Origin of the sequence: Bacteroides caecigallinarum, assembly GCF_016901995.1 — a bacterium.
GTDB lineage: Bacteria > Bacteroidota > Bacteroidia > Bacteroidales > Bacteroidaceae > Phocaeicola > Phocaeicola cellulolyticus.
In genome coordinates, this window is the sequence record NZ_JACJLE010000241.1 from 1 (window position 1) to 219 (window position 219).

Genomic DNA, 219 nt, shown 5'->3' on the forward strand with positions numbered 1-219 from the left:
TTTCCGGGAAAAGCTCTGCCGGAAGATACTCCACGCTCACTATCTTCTCATCCTCCGTCTCGAAAGGGAGCAGGGCGTTGAGAAGACTTATCACAAGGTCGGGATGTTCCCCGAACACCTTCTTGAAGGTCAAATCGGCTTTGGGGTCTAGATATTTCATATCAATGTGCCTGTTTTCATTATATCACAATACAAAGGATTATTGTTATCCTCGATTAA

At 44.3% G+C, this 219-nt stretch carries 1 pseudogene; it reads right to left on the bottom strand.

From position 1 onward, the window contains the following. Window positions 1–160: pseudogene (locus H6A61_RS16420) on the bottom strand (Rpn family recombination-promoting nuclease/putative transposase); the annotation flags it as partial. Window positions 161–219 lie beyond the last annotated feature (59 nt).